Source organism: Methylibium petroleiphilum PM1, assembly GCF_000015725.1.
In the GTDB taxonomy this organism is placed as follows: Bacteria; Pseudomonadota; Gammaproteobacteria; order Burkholderiales; family Burkholderiaceae_C; genus Methylibium; species Methylibium petroleiphilum.
This window is the reverse complement of record NC_008825.1, coordinates 1,374,073-1,396,130: the sequence shown is the minus strand read 5'-3', so window position 1 is coordinate 1,396,130 and position 22,058 is coordinate 1,374,073. Positions and strand designations below refer to the sequence as shown.

General features: G+C 70.7%; 15 protein-coding genes. 8 read left to right on the top strand and 7 right to left on the bottom strand.

The genetic code is table 11. The features are described from left to right. Positions 1-89 precede the first annotated feature (89 nt). Both MPE_RS06485 and MPE_RS06480 read right to left on the bottom strand, forming a co-directional pair. Positions 90-3,215, bottom strand: coding sequence for an efflux RND transporter permease subunit (locus tag MPE_RS06485; protein ID WP_011828889.1), 3,126 nt, complete (start codon positions 3,213-3,215; stop codon positions 90-92). Positions 3,216-3,228: 13 nt separating this feature from the next. Next, positions 3,229-4,365, bottom strand: a complete 1,137-nt coding sequence (locus MPE_RS06480) for an efflux RND transporter periplasmic adaptor subunit (RefSeq protein ID WP_011828888.1) — start codon at positions 4,363-4,365, stop codon at positions 3,229-3,231. Positions 4,366-4,561: 196 nt separating this feature from the next. Here MPE_RS06480 and hpnC point away from each other — a divergent pair, with 196 nt between their 5' ends. The 3 genes from hpnC (at position 4,562) to hpnE (ending at position 7,819) form a co-directional block, all read left to right on the top strand. Beyond that, positions 4,562-5,392, top strand: a complete 831-nt coding sequence (hpnC, locus tag MPE_RS06475) for a squalene synthase HpnC (RefSeq protein WP_011828887.1) — start codon at positions 4,562-4,564, stop codon at positions 5,390-5,392. A 78-nt stretch (positions 5,393-5,470) separates the two neighbouring features. Next, positions 5,471-6,334 (top strand): presqualene diphosphate synthase HpnD, encoded by an 864-nt coding sequence (gene hpnD / locus MPE_RS06470; RefSeq protein ID WP_011828886.1) that lies wholly within the window; start codon positions 5,471-5,473, stop codon positions 6,332-6,334. 138 nt (positions 6,335-6,472) lie between these two features. Beyond that, positions 6,473-7,819, top strand: coding sequence for a hydroxysqualene dehydroxylase HpnE (gene hpnE, locus MPE_RS06465; RefSeq protein ID WP_011828885.1), 1,347 nt, complete (start codon positions 6,473-6,475; stop codon positions 7,817-7,819). On the opposite strand, the gene MPE_RS06460 is transcribed toward hpnE, so the two are convergent. Both MPE_RS06460 and MPE_RS06455 read right to left on the bottom strand, forming a co-directional pair. Further along, positions 7,816-11,076, bottom strand: a complete 3,261-nt coding sequence (locus MPE_RS06460) for a UvrD-helicase domain-containing protein (RefSeq protein ID WP_011828884.1) — start codon at positions 11,074-11,076, stop codon at positions 7,816-7,818. The genes hpnE and MPE_RS06460 overlap by 4 nt on opposite strands. After that, complete coding sequence (locus MPE_RS06455; protein WP_049820779.1) at positions 11,073-13,676, bottom strand: PD-(D/E)XK nuclease family protein; 2,604 nt, start codon at positions 13,674-13,676, stop codon at positions 11,073-11,075. Before MPE_RS06455 ends, MPE_RS06460 begins: the two co-directional genes overlap by 4 nt. A 170-nt stretch (positions 13,677-13,846) precedes the next feature. On the opposite strand from MPE_RS06455, the gene trxA reads away from it, so the two are divergent. The 5 genes from trxA to MPE_RS06430 all read left to right on the top strand — a co-directional run bounded on the left by trxA (position 13,847) and on the right by MPE_RS06430 (position 19,274). Then, on the top strand, positions 13,847-14,176 hold the full coding sequence (gene trxA / locus MPE_RS06450) for a thioredoxin TrxA (RefSeq protein WP_011828882.1): 330 nt from the start codon (positions 13,847-13,849) through the stop codon (positions 14,174-14,176). Between the two features lie 237 nt (positions 14,177-14,413). Beyond that, positions 14,414-15,676, top strand: coding sequence for a transcription termination factor Rho (gene rho / locus MPE_RS06445; RefSeq protein WP_036229752.1), 1,263 nt, complete (start codon positions 14,414-14,416; stop codon positions 15,674-15,676). 124 nt (positions 15,677-15,800) lie between these two features. Then, the gene (locus MPE_RS06440) at positions 15,801-16,061 is read left to right on the top strand and encodes a type B 50S ribosomal protein L31 (protein WP_036229732.1); all 261 of its coding nucleotides are present in this window, start codon (positions 15,801-15,803) and stop codon (positions 16,059-16,061) included. 169 nt (positions 16,062-16,230) lie between these two features. Next, complete coding sequence (locus tag MPE_RS06435) at positions 16,231-17,898, top strand: hypothetical protein (RefSeq protein WP_041929572.1); 1,668 nt, start codon at positions 16,231-16,233, stop codon at positions 17,896-17,898. Then, on the top strand, positions 17,895-19,274 hold the full coding sequence (locus MPE_RS06430; protein ID WP_011828878.1) for an MATE family efflux transporter: 1,380 nt from the start codon (positions 17,895-17,897) through the stop codon (positions 19,272-19,274). The genes MPE_RS06435 and MPE_RS06430 overlap by 4 nt, the downstream gene beginning before the upstream one ends. On the opposite strand, the gene phoR is transcribed toward MPE_RS06430, so the two are convergent. From phoR to phoU, 3 genes are read right to left on the bottom strand one after another with little or no spacing between them, the layout of a single operon-like run. Beyond that, entirely contained in the window at positions 19,217-20,599 is a 1,383-nt protein-coding gene (phoR, locus tag MPE_RS06425; protein WP_011828877.1) for a phosphate regulon sensor histidine kinase PhoR, read from the bottom strand. The two genes, MPE_RS06430 and phoR, sit on opposite strands and share 58 nt — an antisense overlap. 29 nt (positions 20,600-20,628) lie before the next feature. Further along, positions 20,629-21,330 carry a phosphate regulon transcriptional regulator PhoB gene (gene phoB / locus MPE_RS06420; protein ID WP_011828876.1) on the bottom strand — a complete coding sequence of 234 codons (702 nt, stop codon included), beginning with the start codon at positions 21,328-21,330 and terminating at the stop codon, positions 20,629-20,631. A gap of 19 nt (positions 21,331-21,349) precedes the next feature. Next, positions 21,350-22,057, bottom strand: a complete 708-nt coding sequence (gene phoU, locus MPE_RS06415) for a phosphate signaling complex protein PhoU (protein WP_011828875.1) — start codon at positions 22,055-22,057, stop codon at positions 21,350-21,352. Position 22,058: the final 1 nt, after the last annotated feature.

Genomic DNA, 22,058 nt, shown 5'->3' with positions numbered 1-22,058 from the left:
TGAACAAGGGCCCGCCGGCCCTTGTCGTCGAGTTCGGTCGAGTTCGGTGCACCGCTTCGCCGGGGCCCCGATTCGGACGACCGGCGATTTTAGCCGGCTTCCAGTTCGGGGCGCCGGACCCTGAACCACGCCGCATACATCGCCGGCAGGGCCAGCAACGTCAGTGCGGTGGCGACGATCAGCCCGCCCATGATCGCCACCGCCATCGGCCCCCAGAACACGCTGCGGGTCAGCGGGATCATCGCCAGCACCGCGGCGGCGGCCGTCAGCACGATCGGTCGGAAGCGCCGCACGGCCGACTCCACGATGGCCGTCCAGGCCGGGATGCCACGGGCGCGATCCTGCTCGATCTGGTCGATCAGGATCACCGAGTTGCGCATGATCATGCCGCTCAGCGCGATCACACCCAGCAATGCGACGAAGCCGAACGGCCGCCCCAGCAGCAGCAGCGCGGCCGCCACCCCGGCGATGCCCAGCGGACCGGTCAGGAACACGAGCACCGCGCGGCTGAAGCTGTGCAGCTGCAGCATCAGCAGCGTGAACATGATGAACAGCATCAGCGGCGCCCCGGCGGCGATCGACCCCTGGCCCTTGCTGCTCTCTTCCACCGCGCCGGCGATCTCGATCGTGTAGCCCGGCGGCATGCGCCGGCTCAGCTGTTCGAGCTGTGGCCACAGCTGCGCCGTCACGGTGGCGCCCTGCAGGCCTTCGGCCACGTCGCCCTGCACGGTGACGGCGTAATGCCGCCCCTCTCGCCACAGCACGCCCGGCTCCCAGGTGAAACCGACCTTGGCGATCTGGACCAGGGGGATCGAGCGGCCACTAGTGGTCGGGACGTAGCCATTGGCCAGGTCGGTGAGCGCGTTGCGCTCGTCGGCCGGCTGGCGCAGCACGATGTCGATCAGCCGGTCGCCCTCGCGGTACTGGCCCACCGTGCTGCCGGTCAGCACCGTGCGCGAGGCCTGGGCGATGGCCTGGCTGGTGACGCCGAGCGCGCGGGCCTTGTCCTGGTCCACCTCGAGGTGCAGCACCTTCACCGACTCGTTCCAGTTGTCGTTGACGCCGCGCATGCTGGCGTTGCCGCGCAGGATGGCCTTGGCCTCGTCGGCCCACTGCCGCACCGCCTGGACGTCGTCGCCGATCACCCGGAACTGCACCGGATAGGGCACCGGCGGCCCGTTGGGCAGCAACTTGACCCGCCCGCGCACCTCAGGGAATTCTTCGGCCAGCAGCGCCGGTAGCTTCTGGCGCAGCGTCTCGCGCACCGCCAGGTCCTTGGGCAGCAGGATGAACTGCGACACATTGGTCTGCGGAAACACGAAGTCGAGCGGCAGGTAGAAGCGCGGCACACCCGAACCGACCCAGGTGGTCACGGCTTCGACCCCGGGCTCGCGCATCAGGCGGGCCTCGAAGCGCCTGGCAACGTCCTCGCTGGCCGCATAGGAGGCGCCCTCCGGCAGCCACAGGTCGACCAGGATCTCCGGGCGGCTCGAGTCGGGGAAGAACTGCTGCTGCACCCGCCCCATGCCGACGATGCCGAGCGCGAACACCAGCAGCGTCACGCCGATGGTCAGCCAGCGGTGCGCCACGCACCAGTTGAGGAGCGCCCGAAAGCGCGTGTAGAACGGTGTGTCGAACAGCTCGTGCGCGGCCTCGCCCGCCGTGTGCGGCCTGGCCTTGAGCAGCAGCAGTCCGAGGTAGGGCACGAAGTACACCGACACCGCCCAGGAAATCAGCAGCGCTGCCGTGGTCACGGCGAAGATCGCGAACGTGTACTCGCCCGTCACCGACTTCGCCAGCCCGATCGGCAGGAAGCCGGCGGCGGTGATGAGCGTGCCGGTCAGCATCGGCTTCGCGGTCAGTTCGTAGGCGAAGGTGGCGGCGCGGACCTTGTCGTAGCCCTCCTCGAGCTTCCTCACCATCATCTCGACGGCGATGATGGCGTCGTCGACCAGCAGGCCCAGCGCGATGATCAGCGCGCCGAGCGAGATTTTGTGCAGGCCCACGCTCCAGTAGTACATCGTGATGAAGGTGATCGCCAGAACGAGCGGAATCGTGATGGCCACCACCAGCCCGGGTCGCACGTCGATGCGCAGCGGCCTGGAGTGCAGGCCCAGCGCGATGAAGCTCACCGCCAACACGACCACCACCGCCTCGATCAGCACCCGCACGAACTCGCCCACCGAACGCGACACCGCCTGCGGCTGGTCCTGGATCTGAGACAGCTCCACACCCATCGGCAGGTCGGCCTGGATCTTCGCGGTGGCCGCTTGCAGGTTCTTGCCGAGCTCGATGATGTCGCCACCGCGCGACATCGAGATGCCCAGCGCGATCACCGGGCGTCCCTGGTGGCGAACCTTGATGCTCGGCGGGTCCACGTAGGCGCGCTGGATGGTCGCGATGTCGCCGAGCCGCAGGCTGCTGGCCGCGCCGGTGCTCGCATTGACCGCGCGGATCGGGAAGGCGCGCAGTTCGTCGATCGAGTTGAACTGACCGCCGATGCGCACCTGCACCGTCTGCCCGGCGACGTGGAAGGCGCCCGCGCCCTCCACCGCGTTCTGCGCGCCCAGCTGGGCCAGTACCGCGTTCAGGTCGATGCCCAGTTGCACCAGCCGCTTCTGCGGGATCTCGACGTACACCTTCTCGGCCTGCACGCCGAACAGCTCGACCTTCGCCACGTCGGGCACCCGCAGCAGCCGTGTGCGCAGCGACTCGGCATGCTGGCGCAGCTCCTCGTCGCTGAAGCCATCGGCCGACAGCGCGTAGATCGAGCCATAGACGTCCCCGAACTCGTCGTTGAAGAACGGGCCCTGCACGCCGGAGGGCAACTGGCCCCGCGCGTCGCCCAGCTTCTTGCGCGCCTGGTACCAGACGTTGGGTACCTCGCGCGCTGGCGACGAGTCCTTGATCTGCAGCAGCGTCAGCGACTCGCCGGGCTTGGTGTAGCTGCGAATCTTGTCGGCATAGGGCACTTCCTGCAGCGTGCGCTCGATCTTGTCGGTCACCTGCTCGGCCATCTGCTGCGCGGTCGCACCGGGCCAGAAGGCCTGCACCACCATCACGCGGAAGGTGAATGGAGGATCCTCGTCCTGCCCCAGCTGAAAGTAGGCCACGAAGCCCAGCACCATCAGCACCACCATCAGGTAGCGCGTCAGCGCGGCGTGCTCGAGTGCCCAGCGCGAGACATTGAAGCGATCGGCAGCGGGTGCGTCCATCACGGCCTCGGACTCAGTGAGTCACCGCGGTCACGGCCGACGCGGCGGCGGCTGCCGCGCCCGGCTCGGCGTAGCGCTTGACCTTCTGGCCCGGAGTCAGCAGGTGGACGCCGGCAGTCACCACCTCCTGGCCCGGCACCAGGCCGGCCGTCACGATGACCGCATTGCCCTCGGCGCCGCTGGCCTGCACCGGCTGGGCCCGCACCGTCATGCTCTGCGCATCGAGCAGCCATACCGAGGTCTTGCCCTGCAATTCCACCAGCGCGCTGAGCGGCAGCTTGATGACGCCGGCGATCCGAGGCGTCTCGATCATCACCGCCGCCGTCTGTCCGAGCTTGACCTCGGCACGCCCCACGTCCGCCTTGACCAAGAAGGTGCGCGTGGCGGCATCGGTGGCCGCGGCGATCTCGCGCACGGTCGCCGGCAGCAACTCCGACGAACCCCAGAGCTGAACCTTCACCGCGCCGGGCTTGCCTACCAGCGCCCGCACCAGCGCCAGCTTGTCCTCGGGGATCGAGAACACCGCGTCGCGTGGCCCGTCCTGGGCCAGTCGCAGCACGGCCGCCCCAGCCGCCATCACCTGGCCGGGCTCGGCCTCCACCGCCGTGATGACGCCCGCCGCATCGGCCCGCAGCACCGCATAGTCGGCCTGGTTGCCCTGCACGGCCAACTGGGCACGGGCCTGGTCGAGCGCGGCGCGCGCCGCCTTCAGCGTGGCGTCGCGACGCTCGAGCTCGGCTGCACTGATGAAGCCCTGGGCCAGCAGTTCCTGGTAGCGCCGGTGGTCGGCTGCGGCGAGGTCATGGCTGGCCTGGGCCGACGACAGGGCCGCCCGCGCACTGTCTTCGCCGAGCCGCAGATCGCGGGGATCGAGCCGAGCGAGCACCTGGCCGGCCTTGACGCTGTCGCCCAGATCGACATCGCGCCGCAGGATCTTGCCACCGACACGAAAGCCGAGCCGCGACTCGATGCGCGCCTTCACCTCGGCGGCGAACTCGTAGCGACCGCCGGCCACGTCGCCCGCAGCGGTGAGCGTGCGGACGGCTCGCACCGGCTCGGGCGCCGGCTCGTGCCTCGAACAGGCCAGCAGGAACAGGGCACACAGCGGCATCACGGCGAGGCGGACGCGGCGAGAGAACGGCAGGCGCATGTCGAACCCTTGAACGTCAGGTGGACGGGACGGGAATGGACTCCCGGCGCAGTGGAACGGAGCTCCGGAAGATTTAATGACTGACTGGTCAGTAATATACGGGTCGGTCGCAGGGCCTGTCAACGCGGCGTCCGTCCCGGCTCGCTGCGCGCCGCCGGCGTGGACAATGCGGCCGCACGCCAGCATGCAGGCCCCGATGAGCGTCGATCACTACGAGAACTTTCCTGTCGCCTCGCTGCTCTGCCCACCGGCCCTGCGGCCGGCCGTGACGGCGGTCTACCACTACGCCCGCACGGCGGACGATCTGGCCGACGAGGGCGATGCGCCCGCCGCGCAGCGGCTCTCCGACCTGGCGGCTTACCGCGCCGACCTGCATGCCGTCGCCGCCGGCGCGGCGGTCTCGCAACGCTGGGCCGCCGTGTTCGAGCCGCTGTCCGTCGCGATCGCGAAGCACGCGTTGCCGCTGCCGCTGCTGGAGGACCTGCTCGACGCCTTCGTGCAGGACGTGGTCCAGACCCGCTATTCCGACCGCGCCGAACTGCTGGACTACTGCCGCCGCTCGGCCAATCCAGTGGGACGGCTGCTGCTGCACCTGTACGGCGTGCAGGACGCCGACAGCCTGCAGCGCTCCGATGCGATCTGCAGCGCGCTGCAGCTCATCAATTTCTGGCAGGACCTGAGCATCGACCTGCCGCGCGGCCGGCTCTACATTCCGCTCGACCAGTGCGCTGCCCACGGCGTCGACGAGGCCGCGCTGTTCCTGCAGCACGACAGCGTCGCCAGCCGGGCATTGGTGCAGGCGCAATGCGCCTGGACGCGCGGGCTGATGCTGAGCGGCGCGCCGCTGGTCCACCGGCTGCCGGGCCGGGCCGGCTGGGAACTGCGCGGCGTGGTGCAGGGCGGCCTGCGCATCGTCGACAAGATCGAGGCCCTGCAGTTCGCCACGCTGCGCCGGCGGCCGCGGCTGCGGGCGCTGGACGGACCGCTGATCGCCTGGCGTGCCTGCCGCATGCGTGCACGCGCCTGACGGAGCACGGTGCGGCCCGCGGCCGATGTGACAATCTCCTGAATCACCGCACCGACTCGCCCGCCCCGCCCTCGCCCCATGACGCCCCAACAGTACGTGCAGGACAAGGCCGCTGCGAGCGGGTCGAGCTTCTACTACGCCTTCCTGTTCCTGCCACCGCCGCGCCGCGCCGCCATCACCGCGTTCTACGCGTTCTGCCGCGAGGTCGACGATGTCGTCGACGAAGTCTCCGACCCCGGCGTCGCGGCCACCAAGCTGGCCTGGTGGCGCAAGGAGGTGGCCGAGGCCTTCGCCGGTCAGGCGCACCACCCGGTCCTGCAGGCCCTGATGCCGCACGTGGCCGACTACGGCATCCGTGCCGAGCACCTGAGCGCCGTGATCGACGGCTGCGAGATGGACCTCACCCAGACGCGCTACCTCGACGACGTGACGCTGCGACGCTACTGCCACCTGGTGGCCGGCGTGGTCGGCGAGGTCGCTGCCAGCATCTTCGGCTGCGAGCCCGGGCGCCCGCTGAGCGAGGGCACGCGACGCTATGCCCACACCCTGGGCCGCGCCTTCCAGCTCACCAACATCATCCGCGACGTCGGCGACGATGCGCGCCGCGGCCGCATCTACCTGCCGGTGAGCGAGTTGCAGCGCTTCGACGTGAAGGCGCACGAGCTGCTCAAGCGCGAGGCGCCCTGGGGCTACAGCGAGCGCTTCACCTCGCTGATGAAGTTCCAGGCCGAGCGCGCGCACCGGTCCTACGACGAGGCGTTCGCGGCGCTGCCCGCCGACGAGCGCCGTGCACAGCGGCCAGGCCTGATGATGGCGGAGATCTACCGCACGCTGCTGCGCGAGATCGAGGCCACCGGCTTCCAGGTGCTGCACCAGCGCACCGCGCTGACCCCGCTGCGCAAGCTGTGGCTGGCGTGGAAAACCAACTGGCGTGAAAGGTGACCCCCCGTTGCGGCTGCGCCGCTCCCCCCCAGGGGGCGACGCTGGCGGACCGGCGAAGCCGGATCCGCGGCGTCTGCGCGATGGCCTCGGTTTTCCTCCTGAGGGTGGCTGGTTAGACCCCATCACCGAAGTGTTCGCATGACGTCGGCGCTGCGGGTTGCGATCGTCGGGGGCGGATGGGCCGGGCTGGCCGCAGCGGTCGAGGCGAGCGCGCTCGGCCACCAGGTCACGCTGGCCGAGATGGCGCCGTCGCTGGGCGGTCGCGCGCGGCGCCTGCCCGCGTCGGTCGACGGCCTGGCGCTCGACAACGGCCAGCACATCCTGATCGGCGCATACAGCGCGACGCTGTCGCTGCTGCGGACGGTCGGGGTCGATGAGCGCACGGTCTTGCAGCGCAGACCCCTCACCCTGATCGATGCGCAAGGACATGGCCTGTCCCTGCCGCGCGGGCCGGCGCTGCCCGGCTTCGTGCGCGGCGTGCTGTCTGCCCGGGGCTGGTCGCTGCGCGAGCGGATGGCGCTGCTGTGCACGACCGGCGGATGGCTGCTGCGCGGCTTCCGTTGCGACGAACGCCTGACGGTCGCGGACCTCACGGCCTCGTTGCCCGCCACGCTGCGCCGAGCCCTGATCGAACCGCTGTGCGTCGCCGCGCTCAACACGCCGGCGCAGCAGGCGAGCGCGCAGGTGTTCCTGCGCGTGCTGCGGGACGCACTGTTCGCCGGCCCCGGCGCCTCGGACCTGCTGCTGCCGCGCGTGGACCTCGGCGCGCTGTGGCCCGACGCCGCCGCAACGTGGCTGCGCACCCGCGACGCGGTGCTGCACACCGGACGGCGCGTGAACGCGATCGCCCCCGACACCGGCGGCTGGCAGGTCGATGGCGAGCGATTCGACCGCGTGGTGCTGGCCTGCAGCGCCGTCGAGGCCGCCCGCCTCGCCGCGCCGCATGCGCCGGCCTGGGCCGAGCTGGCCGCCGCGCTGCGCTACGAACCGATCGTCACCGTGCTGCTGCACGCATCCGGAGCCCGGCTCCCGGCGCCGATGCTCGCCCTGGACGCGCGCGACGCCGTGTCGCCGGCGCAATACGTGTTCGATCTCGGCCAGCTGCGTGACCCGGCACGCGAACCGGGCGCAACCGGCACGCTGGCCTTCGTCATCAGCGGCGCGGCCGACGCCGTCGTGCGCGGGCTCGACGCCACGGCCGAGGCGGTGCGCCTGCAGGCCACAGCGCAGCTCGGCCGCTGCCTGCCGAGCGAGCCCCGGCTGCTGCGGGTGCTCAGCGAGAAGCGCGCCACCTTCCTCTGCACGCCCGGTCTGCGGCGCCCGGGCGGCAGCATCGCGCCGGGATTGCTCGCCGCGGGTGATTACATCGATGGGCCCTACCCCGCCACGCTCGAGGGCGCAATGCGCGCCGGCCAGGCCGCAGCACAGGCACTCCCGCCAACGAAGCTTCCGCACGAGCCACCAGCCTCGCGCAGCGGGCCCTAGAGTTCGATCACCTCGCCGGCCGCGGTGATGAAGGCCGCACGCACGCTCTCGCCCCCCTGCAGAGACTGCACGGCCTCGCGGTAGCCGGCCAGTTGTTCCCGGTAGGCCTCGATCGCCTGCGGTGCGTGCTGCAGCTTGTAGTCGAGCACCCACCACTCCGGGCCTGCGGGCGTGTGCAATGCCACCAGCCGATCGATGCGCAACGCGGCGCCGCGCCATGCGATCGCCACCTCGTTGCCCGACCAGTGCAGCGCCTCCGGGTCGAAGAAGCGTGCACAGGCCGCACTGCCCAGCACCGCCCGCACCAGCGCGGCCACGCGAGGCGCGGCGTCGGGCGGCAACGCGAACTCGATGGCCGCCGCCGCTGCGGCCGCATCGAGCGCGGCGTCGGCCGGCAGCCATTCGAGCACGCGATGCACCGCACGGCCGAGTTGCGCAGCTTCGGTGTCGGCGTCGGCCGCCACCGGGTCGGAGGGCTCGGCGGCGAGACGGACGCGCGGCAGCGCAAGCAGCACCACCGGGCTCTCGGCCGACCCGGCGGACCCTGCCGTGCCACCGGCATCGGCTGACGGTGGGACGGCATCCGCCCCCGCTTCAGCGAGTCGCTGCCACGCGCTCGGCCCTGGCGCCGCGCGGTGCGGGGTTGTCGCGCTGAAGACGAGCCGCTCTCGGGCCCGGGTCATCGCCACGTAGAGCGCATTGAGCTCCTCGCGCGCCCGCCCTTCCTGCTCGGCCGCCATCAGGGCGCGCAGCGACGGCGGGCAACGCGACTCACTGGCGACGAAGGCGCAGCAATGGGGGTGCGCCGCATCGGCCGGCCAGTCGATCAGCAGGGTCGCGGTCTCCGCCTTCGGCGCCTCCGGCATGGTGTCGATCACGAACACCGCGCGCGCCTCCAGGCCCTTGGCGCCATGGATGGTCAGCAACTGCACCGCGTCGGCCGCGCTCTGCGGCGGCAGCAGCACGCGCCGGCGCCGGAGCGCACGCACGAAGTTGTAGGGCGTGGCATGGCGCGCACCGTCGAGCAGCAGCGACTGCGCCAGCAGCGCATCGATGGCCGCAAGCGCCAGCAAGCGCCCCGCAGGCGGTACCACAGCGGCATAGCGCTCGCGCACCTCGCCCTCGTCGACGATGCGATCGAGCAGATCGTGCGGCGGCAGTGCCGCGGCGGCCGCCAGCCAGCCGGGCCACAGCGCGCGGGCCCGATCGAGGGCCGCCCTGCCCGCGCCTGCGCCACGCAGCAGCACCTCGCTCCAGGCAAGCCGCTCAGCCCGCGCCGCCCGTGCGAGCGCCACCAGGTCGTCATCGCTCGCGCCGAACACCGGACTCTTCAGGGCCTGCGCGAACGACAGGTCGTGCGACGGTGACGCCAGCGCATCGAGCAGCGCGACCAGGTCGCGCACTTCGGGCGCCGCCATCAGCTCGCGCTGCTCGGGCGTGGCGTGGGGAACGCCACGTTCACGCAGCGCCTGGGCCACCAGTGCCAACGGGGCCCGCTTGCGACACAGCACCTGGATGTCGCCCGGGGCCAGCCCCCCTTCGGCCAGCAGGGCGGTGATGCCGACCGCAACCTGCTCCGCCTCGATCCGCCGCAGCACCTCTTCAGGCTCGGTGCGCGGTGTGGTGAGGCTGTCGCGCCAACCGCCGGCGGCAACCACCGGGCCGCCCTTCTCCGGCCGGGGCACCGCCGGCAGCAACCACACCGCACCGGGCGGCTCGCTCACGTCGGTGGTGTGCGGGCGGAAGTCGTCGAACCGGCCACCAGCCTGCGCGTGCGCGAACACCGCATTCAGTACGGCCAGCACCCGGGGCGCGTTGCGGCGCGTGTGGTCGCAGGCCAGGTGGGCACCGTCCAGCGCGGTGACGACGAAGTCGCGCGCCTGCGCAAAGACGCGCGGGTCGGCCCGACGGAAGCGGTAGATGCTCTGCTTCGGATCGCCGACGATGAAGACCGACAGGGGCCGCTGTCCGCTGCTGCCGCCGCCGGCCCCGGCGTAGCCGCTGAGCCAGGCGTCGAGCGTGCGCCACTGCAGCGGGCTGGTGTCCTGGAACTCGTCGATCAGCAGGTGACGCACGCGCGCATCCAGCCGCTCCTGAACCCAGCCCGACAGTTCGGCATCGGCCAGCAGGTGCTCGGCGCAGGCCTCGAGGTCGGCCATGTCGGCGAGGCCGCGGTCGCGCTTGAGCTGGCGGTAGCTGGCGAGCAATACGCGAGACAGCCGGACCATGCGCGCATGCGCACGGTGCGCCGCCTGCTGGTCCATGGCCTCGGCAATGCGCCGCAGCACGTCGGCCGCCTCGTTCAGGCCCGGTGCGTCGATCTGCTTGCGCAGTTCGCCGGTCTTGGTGAACAAGGCCTGCCAGGCGGCGTCGAAGGCCGCCGACGGATCGGCTTCGATGCCGGCCAGCGCCTGCTCGAGTGCGCTGCCCGCATCTCGCGACTTCTTGCCCCCGGCCGCCCCCAGCGCCACCGCCAGAGTCGACAGCGCGCTCCGGATGTCCGGCTGCGCCAGCCAGTCGGCGGGATGGGCCAGTCCGTCGAACTGCGGCCACAGCGCTGCGGCCGCTGGCACGCTGGTTTCCAGCACGCCGGCGGCATCGGTCCGTTCGATCTCGACGCGCTGGTCGAGCGCAGCCTCGAGCCACTGCTGCGCCACGTGGCGCCCGCGATCGTGCACGAGTGCCGCGAAGTCCTCGCGCAGGGCGGCATCGGCCGATACGGCCGACAGGAAACGCCGCCAGTAGTGCGGCTGCAGGTCGCTGCGGTCCTCGAGCAGGTCGACCTCGGACTGCAGGCCCAGCGGCTCCAGCAGCGCCAGCGGCGCGGCGCGCAACAACTGGCTGAACCAGCCATGGAAGGTGCGTATCTCGACCAGCCGTCCGCCGGACAGCAACTCTGAGTACAGCGCGGCCAGCCGGGGCACGAGCACGCCGGCCTCCTGCCGCGTGCAGCCGCGATCGACCAGCGCCTGCTCGCGCTGCGCGTCGTCGCACAGCGCGAACTCGTGCAGCCAGCCCTGCAGGCGCTCGCGCATCTCGCCCGCAGCCTTGCGGGTGAAGGTGATGGCCAGGATCTCCTGCGGCGCCGCGCCATCGAGCAGCGCACGCAGGATGCGCGACACCAGCATCCACGTCTTGCCGGCGCCGGCACAGGCTTCGACGACGACGCTGCGGCGCGGGTCGCAGGCCACGCGGTAGAACGCCGCCGGCGCCACCAGCGCGCCATCGATGCGGTAGGCGAACGCCGCCGACGTCATGCCCGGTCCTCGCGCCAGTGGTCGCGCCGGCACAGGCCGCGTGCGCTGCAGTGCTCGCAGGCGCTGCCCTCGCCCAGCGCCGGCATCGGCGCGCCGGCCTGCAGGCGCGTGAAGTCGGCCGCGATGCCTTCGAGCAGCGTCGCGGCGCTGGCGGCCACGTCGGGATGCGCCAGCAGCTTCACGCCCTCGCGCCCGTCGAGCGACAGGTAGGCGGCCTGCACGTCGCCTGGCGGGACGCCGCGCGACGCGTCCAGCAGCGCGGCGTAGAACGGCAGCTGGGTGTCCTCGAGCGGCTGCCGCAGGCGCTCGCGCAGGGTGGTCTCGCTGGAGGTCTTGTAGTCGAGGATGCGGTGCGCACCGTGGCCCCCCTTGCCCGGCACGGCATCGATGCGGTCCAGCGTGCCGCGCAGGCGCAGGCCGGCGGCCGCCAGCGCTGGCGGCTGTGCTAGCAGTTCGAGTTCGGTATCGATCACGTTCGCGCCCAGCGCCTCTTCGGCATGCCACCAGGCGAGGTAGCGCGGCAGCAGGTCCTCGAACCACACGGCGAACGGCAGGAAATCGGCATCGTCTCGCGCCAGCAGCGCCTGCCGCGCGCGGGCAATGCGCAGCAGCAAGGCGGCATCGTCCTGCGGCGCACCGGGCTGCCGCTGGCGGTGGAAGTCCTGCAGCACCGCATGCAGCCACGTGCCGTAGTCGCGCTTGTCGACGGCGTCGTCGAGTTCCTCGGCTTCGGCCAGGCCCAGCAGGCGCTGCGCGAAGAAGCGATAGGGACAGGCGCGCAGCGCTTCGTAGGCCGTGGCGTTGAGCGAGTCGGGCAACAGCGCCGGCGCGACCGGCAAGGGGTGCGCGAGCGGGCGCGGCACGACGGCGACGGGCGTCCGCGGCTCACCGCCCGACCTGACGGCTTCGCGTGCGTCGAACTGCAGTTGCAGCAACAGCGGGCTGGCCTGCAGCGGCTCGGCCCCGTCGCGCCGGCGGTGCAGCAGCGTGAGCTGCGGCACCCGCAGCAACTGCGCGAAGGCCCGTCGCTCGTGCTCGCGACGCTGCGCGCTCGACGGCAGGCCGAGCGCGGCCGCCAGTGCGTCGCCCAGCAAGGCCTGCGGCTTCGGCAGCGCGCCGAGATGCGCCGCATCCGCACCCGGACACACGACCGCTGCGAACGGACGCAGCATCGCGCGCGCCAGCGGCGTGAGGATCACCGGCGCCGCACCGCCGAGGTCGGGCGACGGCGGCTCGAATGAAACCGCCTCCAGCACGCCGTCGACCCAGTCGCGCAAGCCGTCGGCATCGAAGCGCACGCGCGCCGCCTGCTGCCCCCAGGCGCTGCCGGCCGGTGGCTCGGCGCGGCACCGCAGCGCATCGATGACTTGCCGACCGGCCGCGTCGCCCAGCAGCGACTCCCACAGCCCGGCGCGCAGCAGCGCCTCGCGCAGGCGGGACAGCCATTCGCCCAGCGCCAGGCGGCGGGTTGCGCTCAAGGGCTCGCCGATCGCGAGCCACTGCTGCCAAAGGGCGAGCGCAGCAGGCTCGAGGCGGGCCTCGTCGACCTGCCGCAACGCGGTGATGCCGTCGCGTCGCCACGCGGCATCGAGCGCCGCACGGCCATCCACCGGGGCTGGCGCCGAGGCCAGCCAGTCGAGCAGGTCGTCGGTCGCTGCGCGGGGATGCACCGCGCGCAGCAGGCCCATCACCGTGGCGCCTGCACGGGTGGTCGACAGCTTCCAGCCCGTCTCATCGCTCACCGGAACCTGCTGCCGCTCGAGCAGCGCTCGCACGCGACGCACCAGCACGCGGTCAAGGGCCACCAGGGCCACCGGCTGCTCGCCCTGCGCCAGATGAGCCAGCACCTGCGCCGCCGCCCGCTGCGCCTCGTCCTCGAAATCGTCGCACTCGCTCACCTGCACTGCACCGGGAACACTGCGAAGGCCGGGGGCACGCAGATCGGCATCGAGCCACAGCACCGGTTCCGACGATGCGGCCAACAAGGACTCGACCAGCGGATCGGAGGCGCCGACCCGCAGTGCGACCCAGGCCGCCGGCCTCAGGGCGTAGAGCGCATCGGCGCCCATCGTGGCCGCCGTGTTCGACCACTCGAGCGCGAGCCGCGCCAGCGCGCGCTCCTGCTGGCCCGGCCCGGTGGGGCCGGACAGCAGCGAACGGGCCTTCTCGAGCCAAGCCGCGCGCTGGGCCGGCGGCAGCGCCAGCCTGGCGCGCGCCAGCACCTGCGCCGTCTCGTTCAGGCGCGCGACGGCGAGCGCGAAGCCGCGCGGGTCGCGATGCGGCCAATCCGGAACCTGCTCGCGCAGCAGTTGTGCGGCCTGCAGCGGATCGGCCACCGGATCGAAAGCCAGTTCGCCTGGTGCGGCCGGCAGCGGTGGACCGAGCGAACGCTGCAAGGTCTGCGTCGTCTCGAAACGCGGTATCCAGGGCGCGTGGTCGAGCGCCAGCCAGGCGGCCCGCGCCAACGAAAGATGCTGAGCAAAGGGCAGCAGCACGACGACATCCCGCGATGCAAGGGCCTCGCGGCGCGAAAACGCCGCGATCTCGCGCACTAGGCGCGTCCAGCATGCGGCGACCGCCAGGTCGGCCTCGGGTGGCATGTCCTTGGCGGCAGGGTCCGGTGTCGGATTCAGGGGCGGGATCCTTCTATCGTCCCCATAGCGTGCAGGGCCGGCGCCGCGCGGCGCGCCAGGGGGCCTTGTGTCAAAATCATTGTGCCCTGGAAGCTCGTGCGAACTGCGCACGACAGGCGGCAGTTGAAGGACCCATGATGGCCAGCGAACTGATCAAACACGTCTCCGATGCGTCGTTCGACGACGACGTGCTCAAGTCCGGTACTCCCGTGCTGGTCGATTACTGGGCCGAGTGGTGCGGCCCGTGCAAGATGATTGCCCCGATCCTCGACGAAGTCGCCAAGGATTACGGCAGCAAGCTGCAGATCGCGAAGATGAACGTCGACGAGAACCGCGACGTGCCGGCGAAGTTCGGTATCCGCGGCATTCCGACGCTGATGCTGTTCAAGGGCGGGCAACTGGCCGCCACCAAGGTCGGCGCCCTGAACAAGTCGCAGTTGACCGCATTCCTCGACGGCCACCTATAATCGCTGCAAACGTGCCGGGGCGAGGCCACCCGCCTGCCCCGAGCACCAGCGAGATTGCCGCCACGCTGCATCCAGCGCGTGGAGCCGGCACCCCCTCCCAGAACACCTGTCCTACCGTCGATCGCATGTCGATCGGCACCGACCGCGAGCGGTCCGGGCCCTATCCAGAGCCTGCGATCGCCCGACTCCGGTGGCGCCCGTTTCCGGGTGGTCACGCTTGCCCCCGAGGTGCGCTTCATGCATCTATCCGAACTCAAAGCCCAGCACATATCCGAACTGATCAAGGTCGCCGAAACCTTGGAGATCGAGAACAGCGCCCGCATGCGCAAGCAGGAGCTGATGTTCGCGATCATGAAGAAGCGCGCCAAGCAGGGCGAGCAGGTGTTCGGCGACGGCGTGCTGGAAGTGCTGCCCGATGGCTTCGGCTTCCTGCGCTCCCCCGAGGCGAGCTACCTCGCGAGCACCGACGACATCTACCTCAGCCCCAGCCAGATCCGCCGCTTCAACCTGCACACCGGCGACATGATCGAAGGCGAGGTGCGCGTCCCCAAGGACGGCGAGCGCTACTTCGCCCTGGTGAAGGTGGACATCGTCAACGGCATCACGCCGGAGGAGAACAAGCAGAAGATCATGTTCGAGAACCTGACGCCCTTGTTCCCCAAGGAGCAGTTCAAGCTCGAACGTGACATCAAGGCCGAGGAGAACATCACCAGCCGCATCGTCGATCTGATCGCCCCGCTGGGCAAGGGCCAGCGGGCGCTGCTGGTGTCGGCCCCGAAGAGTGGCAAGACGGTGATGATGCAGAACCTCGCGCACGCCATCACCGCCAACTACCCAGAAGTGCACCTGATCGTGCTGCTGGTCGACGAGCGGCCCGAGGAAGTGACCGAGATGCAGCGCACGATCCGCGGCGAGGTCATCAGTTCCACCTTCGACGAGCCCGCCGCACGCCACGTGCAGGTGGCCGAGATGGTGATCGAGCGCGCCAAGCGGCTGGTGGAGCTGAAGAAGGACGTGGTGATCCTGCTCGACTCGATCACCCGCCTGGCGCGCGCTTACAACAACGTGCTTCCCTCCTCCGGCAAGGTGCTGACGGGTGGCGTCGATGCCAATGCGCTGCAGCGCCCCAAGCGCTTCTTCGGCGCCGCGCGCAACATCGAGGAAGGCGGTTCGCTGACCATCATCGGCACCGCGCTGGTCGACACCGGCAGCCGCATGGACGAGGTGATCTACGAGGAGTTCAAGGGCACCGGCAACTGCGAGATCCACCTGGATCGCCGCATGGCCGAGAAGCGCGTCTACCCGTCGATCCTGCTGAACAAGTCGGGCACCCGCCGCGAGGAGCTGCTGCTCAAGCCAGAGATCCTGCAGAAGACCTGGATCTTGCGCAAGCTGCTCTATTCGATGGACGAGATCGAGGCGATGGAGTTCATCCTCGACAAGATGAAGGCCACGAAGACCAACCTCGACTTCTTCGACATGATGCGCCGCGGCGGCTGAGCCCCTGGCCTAAGTCGTTGATGCATGGCATAATTTCAGGCTTTCGCCATGGCGGAAAGTGCGTTGTATGGCCGCAGTGGCGACTCAGCGTGGCTCCCGCACCCAGACCCTGCGAGGATTCGAGATGAAAGACGGCATTCACCCCAGCTACCGCGACGTGTGCTTCGTGGACCTCTCCAACGGTTTCAAGTTCGTGACGCGTTCGTGCGCCCAGACCCGCGAAACCGTCAAGATGGACGACGGCCGCGAACTGCCGCTGTTCAAGCTCGAGACCACCAGCGAATCGCATCCGTTCTACACCGGCACCCAGAAGAGCGTCGACTCCCTGGGCGGTCGCGTCGAGAAGTTCCGCAACAAGTTCGCGCACCTCGGCGCCAAGAAGTGACGGCGGTTCGCACACGTGCAAAGGCAGCCTCGGCTGCCTTTTTTGTTGCCGACTCGGGCCCCGGGGCCGGGACTTGCCGGGGCACCGCCACGTTCGGTGCGCCTGCTTTACGTTCGCGGTCGCGGCTTTTGCTGCAAGATGCCGCGTCGCCGCCACCGCCCCTCCTGTCTTGAGCACCCCCACTCCCGCCCTCGTCTCGCAGCGTGCCGTCGAGCGCCTGCCACGCAGCGCGCTGCTGCTGTTCTGTGCCGCCTATGTGCTGCCCGGCCTGTTCGGCCGAGATCCCTGGCGCAATGCCGACATCACCGCCTTCGGCTACATGTTCAGCCTGGCGCAGGGTGGGGCCGACCTGTTGTCGCCCTCGATTGCCGGGCTGCCGGCAGACGGCGCCCTGCTGCCGTATTGGCTCGGTGCATTGGGCATCCACTTGTTCGGCGGTCTGCTCGATCCGGCGCTCGCGGCCCGCCTGCCATTCGCGCTGCTGCTGGTCGGCGTGCTGGTCTTCACCTGGTACGGCACCTACCACCTGGCAAGGACCGACAACGCCCAGCCGCTGCCGTTCGCCTTCGGCGGCGAGGCCAGCCCGGTCGACTACGCACGGGCCATCGCCGACGGCGCCCTGCTGGCCCTGATGGCCACGCTCGGCCTGCTGCAGCTGGGGCACGAAACCACGCCGGAGCTGATGCAGTTGTTCGCGGCAGCGCTGTTCTTCTATGCCATGGCGGCGAGTGTCTCGCGCCGCTGGGCGTCGCGCGGGGCCGTGCTGCTGGCGCTGCCGGTACTGGCCGCCAGCGGCGCGCCGGCCATCGGACTGGGCTACGCGCTGGCCGGCGCTGTCGTCTGCCTGCGGTCGAGCTTTCCGCTGGCCCGGCTGTTCTCGCTCTGGATCGTGGGGGCTGCCGCGCTGGCGTCCACCATCGCGCTGGCGATCGGCGCCTGGAGCTGGCGGCTCGGCACGCCCGACGTCAGCCAGGTGGTGCAGTTGCTGGCCTGGTTCGCCTGGCCGGCCTGGGCGATGGCCGGCTGGACGCTGTGGCGCTGGCGGGGCCACCTGATGCATCGGCACATCGCGGTGCCCGCCACCGCGGCAGCCGTCGCGCTGCTCGCCTGCATCGGCATGGGCGGCTCCGACCGGGCGCTGATGCTGGCCCTCCCGCCGCTGGCCGCGCTGGCCGCGTTCGCCTTGCCGACCCTGCAGCGCAGCGTGTCGGCCGCGATCGACTGGTTCTCGGTCGCGTTCTTCAGCATCGCCGCCATCGCGGTGTGGGTCGTCTACGCCGCATTGCAGACCGGGGTGCCGGCCAAGACCGCCTCCAACGTTGCCCGGCTGGTGCCGGGCTACCAGAGCAGCTTCGCGTGGTTCCCGCTGCTGGCGGCCGTGGCCGGCACCCTGGCGTGGCTGCTGCTGGTGCGCTGGCGCACCGGTCGCCATCGCCCCGTGCTCTGGAAGAGCCTGGTGCTGCCGGCCGGCGGCCTGAGCCTGTGCTGGCTGCTGGCGATGACACTGTTGCTGCCGGTTCTGGACTACGCGCGCAGCGACCGCCCGCTGGTCGAGCGCATCGCCCAGCATGTGCCGAGCGACGCCTGCATCGCCACGGTCGGCCTGCCACGGGCCCAGCTGGCCGCGCTGGAGTACCACGGTGGCTGGCGTGTCGAGACGCACCCGGTCCCGCCGCAGACCGGCTGCGAGTTCCTGCTGACCACGGCGCGCGCGAACGCCGTGACCGAGACGCTGGCGCGGCCCGGCTGGAAGCTGCTGGCGCGCGAGCGCCGACCGACCGATCGCGCCGAGCAGACCGTCGTCTACCGACGCGATCTCGCGAGCGCCGGCCGGTGAGCGGCGCGGGGACCACCGGACGCATCGCGCGCCACGCCACATCGATCCTGGTCGGCCAGGTGGCGGTGATCGGCTACACCGTGGCAGACACGGTGATGACCGGTCGTCACGACAGCACCGATCTGGCCGCGCTGTCGATCGGGGCAGCGGTCTACATCTGCGTCTACATCGCGCTGACCGGCGTGCTCCAGGCGCTGATCCCGGTGGTGGGCCACCATCACGGTGCGGGCGACCACGAAGGCGTCCGCCGCAGTTTCCAGCAGGGCGTGTGGCTGGCGCTGGCGATCGCACTGCCGGGCATGACCGTGCTGCTCTTCCCCGGCCTGGCGCTGAGCTGGGCCCGGACGGATGCGGCGGTGCTCGAGCGCGTGCAGTCCTACCTCGGCTGGCTGGCCTGGTCGCTGCCGGCGGGCCTGCTGTTCCGTGTCTACAGCGGCCTCAACCAGGGCCTGTCGCGGCCGCTGCTGGTCACCTTGCTCCAGCTGATGGCGCTGGGCCTCAAGCTGCCGCTCAACGCCTGGCTGATCTTCGGAGGCGCCGGCGTGCCGGCGCTCGGTGTGGCCGGATGCGCGATCGCCACGCTGATCGTGCAGTGCACGCTGGCCGGCGTGGCCGCGCTGATGCTGATGCGTCATCCGGCCTATCGCGAACTGCAGCTGTTCGCCCGCTGGTCACGGCCGCGCTGGGACGCGCAGCGCGAACTGCTGCGGCTCGGCCTGCCCAGCGGGGCGGCCCTGTTCTTCGAAGTGACCGGCTTCGCGCTGATGGCGGTGTTCATCGCCCGACTGGGCACCACGCCGCTGGCGGGACACCAGATCGCCGCCAACGTGGCGGCGGTGCTGTACATGCTGCCCTTGTCGATCGGCATCGCCACCGGCGCCCAGACTGCGCAAGCCCTCGGCGCCGGCGACCGCACGCAGGCGCGGCGCATCTGGCGGCAGGGCCTGTGGCTCGCGCTGGCGCTGGTGGCGATGCTCGGTGCACTGCTGGCCGGGCTGCGCGGCCCGCTCGCGCGCGCCTACAGCCCGGACCCGGCCGTGCAGGCCGTGGCCACCCAGCTGCTGTTGTTCGTCGCCGCGAGCCAGCTCGCCGACGCCACTCAATGCATTGCCTCCTTCGCGCTGCGCGCCTACCGCATCGCGCTGCTGCCGGCGTTGAGCTATGCGATCGGGCTGTGGGGCATCGGCCTGGCCGGTGGGGCCTGGCTCGCCTTCAGCCCGCCACCGGTCTGGCCGAACGCGCTGGCGGGCCCGGCCGCGTTCTGGCTGGCCAACGTGGTGGCGCTCGGCTGCGTCAGCGCGCTGCTGCTGGCCCTGCTTCAGCGCGTGTCGGCCGTGAGGCCGCCCACGGGGACCCCCGGGTCGCTGGCCGGCTGAGGTGTCGTCGGCGCCGCCACGCAGCGCAGGCGCGCGGCCGGAAAGACGAGACGGAAGGTCGAGCCCTTGCCGGGCTCGCTCTGGACGTCGAGTTCGCCGCCGTGGCGCTGCGCGACGTGCTTCACGATCGACAGTCCCAGGCCGGTGCCGCCGGTGTCGCGCGAGCGGCTGCCATCGACCCGGTAGAAGCGCTCGGTCAAGCGCGGAAGGTGCTCGCGCTCGATGCCCAGGCCGGTATCCCTGACGGCGAACTCGCCGCTGCCGTCGGCCAGCCGGCGCCAGCTGATGTCGATGCGTCCGCCTTCGGGTGTGTAGCGCACGGCGTTGTTCGCCAGGTTGGTGAGCGCGCTCAGCAGCTCCGTTTCGGCTCCGGCGATCTGTGCACTGTCGTCGCCAGCCAGCGTCAGCGTGTGCCGGCCCTGCGACAGCGTGCGGGCGTCGGCCTCGACCAGCTGCAGCAGCCGCGACACCGCGATCCAGCGGTCGGCGGCCGGACGCGGGCTGCCCTCGAGCTGCGCGAGCGTCAGCAGGTCGCTCACCAGCGTCTGCATGCGCTGAGCCTGCTGGCTCATCAACACGAGCACGCGACGCGACTCCACCTCGGTCAGCGGCAGCGTGCTCATGGTCTCGATGAATCCCGAAAGCACCGTCAGCGGCGTGCGGATCTCGTGCGACACGTTGGCCACGAAATCACGGCGCATGGCGTCGGCCCGCTCGCGCTCGGTGATGTCCTGCGACAGCACCAGCTTCATGCCTTCACCATAGTCGCGCACCAGGACCGACAGCGTGCCCAGCCCGTTCGGGCTGGGGAAGACCACCGCCTCCCGGTAGACGCCGGCCTGCAGGTAGGCCACGAAGGCCGGCGCGCGCACGAGGTTGGTGATGCGCTGCAGCCGGTCGCGCCGCGGGTCGAGACCGAAGTGCGAGGCCGCCACCGAATTGCACCAGTCGATCTGCCCGTTGACGTCGAGCATCAACACGCCGTTCGGCGAGGCCTCGATCGCGTCGAGAAACTGTGCGAGCCGCGCCTTCTCCTGCACCGTGCTGCGCTCACGCGCCCGGATGCCGCGCTCGACGCGGTAGGCGATCTCGCCCCAGAAGCCGGCGTCACGCGGCGCGTCGGTATCCTGCGAGCCGCGCAACCAGGCGATCAGCCGCGCGCCGCGCAGGGTGTCCACGGCGGCGATCAAGCCGATCGCCAGCGCGCCACCCAGCAAGGCACCCAGGATCGGCGCGCGCACCGCTGCGCCGGTCACATAGCCGACCGTCCCGCCCAGCAGCAGCGCGACAAGGCAGGAGAAGAGGCGCGGAAACAGCCAGGTCAAGTGGACTCACCCCGCGGGTGGCCGGCCGATCAGGCCGCGGCGGCCGCCATCTGCTGCGTCAGGCGGTAACCGGCGCCTCGCACCGTCTCGATCATCGTCGAGCAGGCCACCGGCGCCAGCGCTTCACGCAGGCGCTTCACATGCACGTCGACCGTGCGCTCCTCGATGAAGACATGGTCGCCCCACACGCGGTCGAGCAACTGGGCACGGCTGTGCACCCGCTCGGGGTGCGTCATGAGGAAATGCAACAGACGGAACTCGGTGGGGCCGATCTTGACCTCCTGCTCGCCGCGTGCCACACGGCGCGTCGACGGGTCGAGCCTCAGCACGCCGAGTTCGACAGCGCTGTCGAGCGCTTCCGGCGCCTTGCGGCGCAGCACGGCACGGATGCGCGCCATCAGCTCGTGGGTGGAGAACGGCTTGGTCAGGTAGTCGTCGGCGCCCGCGTCGAGGCCGGCGACCTTGTCGCCCTCCTCCGCGCGCGCGGTCAGCATGATGACCGGCAGCTCCTTGGTGCGGCTCTCGCCGCGCCAGCGCTTCGCGAGCGCCAGACCCGACTGGCCCGGCAGCATCCAGTCCAGGATCACCAGATCGGGCAGCACGCTGTCGATCGCGAGCTGCGCCTGGTCGGCGGTAGCCGCGATCGTCACTTCGTAGCCGGCATGCCGCAGGTTGATCGAAATCAGTTCGGCGATCGCCGACTCGTCTTCCACCACCAGCACTCGGCTCATCGTTCGCTCCTTTTGAGAGTCACTTGACCATCGACTCCACGGTTTCGACGGGGTTGTGGCGCACGTCCATGCCCTTGACGATGTAGATGATCTGCTCGGCGAGGTTCTTGGCATGGTCGCCCACGCGCTCGATCGCCTTCGCCACGAACACCAGGTCGATGCTCGACGAGATGGTGCGCGGATCTTCCATCATGAAGGTGATCAGCTTACGCATCAGGCCTTCGAACTCCTGGTCGATCTGGTCGTCCTGCTTGATCACCTCGATCGCCTTCTCCACGTCGAGGCGCGCGAAGGCGTCGAGCGACTTGCGCAGCAGCGCGATCGCCAGCGTGGCCTCGAAGGACACGTCGGAGACCGGCAGCCGCAGGCGGCTCGACACGCCCGTGTTGACCAGCCGTTGCACGGTGCGTGCCACGCGCGCCGCCTCGTCGCCGACACGCTCGAGGTTGCCGATGGTCTTGCTCACGGCGGTGAGCAGGCGCAGGTCGCGCGCGGTCGGCTGGCGCCGCGCGATGATGCTGGAGAGATCGCGGTCGATGTCCAGTTCCATCTGGTTGACCTTCTCCTCCTGCAGCAGCACCTGGCTCGCCGTCTCGCTGCTGAAGTTGGTCAAGGCGTACATCGCCTGCGCCACCTGGGACTCCACCAGGCCGCCCATCTCGAGCACGCGCGTGGAGATGCCGCTGAGTTCGCTGTCGAACTGCGTCGAGAGATGCTTGTCGCTCATG